This window comes from Mesorhizobium sp. M1D.F.Ca.ET.231.01.1.1, from assembly GCF_003999155.2.
Classification (GTDB): Bacteria; Pseudomonadota; Alphaproteobacteria; order Rhizobiales; family Rhizobiaceae; genus Mesorhizobium.
On the sequence record NZ_RZOZ02000308.1, the window covers coordinates 1 to 279 of the forward strand.

Here is a 279-nt window from a genome sequence, read left to right on the forward strand (position 1 = left end):
TTTCCAGCGGCAACGTGTTGTAGGTGCCAGACGTCATCAGCGTGCGGGCGAACTCGTCGTAGGAAAGCGTGAACCCGAAGAGGCCGACACCGATCAGGCTCGGCGCGATCATCGGCAGCACCACATGGGCGAAGGTCTGCCATGAGGACGCACCGAGATCGCGCGCCGCTTCCTCATAGGACGGCGAAAACCGGTTGAAGACGGCGAGCATGATGAGAACGCCGAAGGGCAATGTCCAGGTCAGATGCGCGCCAAAAGCTGATGTATACCATGAAGGTT

Annotated in this window: 1 protein-coding gene; it reads right to left on the reverse strand. The window is 59.5% G+C overall.

Features of this window, described 5'->3' with window-relative positions; all coding sequences use genetic code 11:
* The coding region (locus EN874_RS33440; protein ID WP_127428883.1) for an ABC transporter permease subunit at positions 1 to 279 on the reverse strand (279 nt) is incomplete at both ends.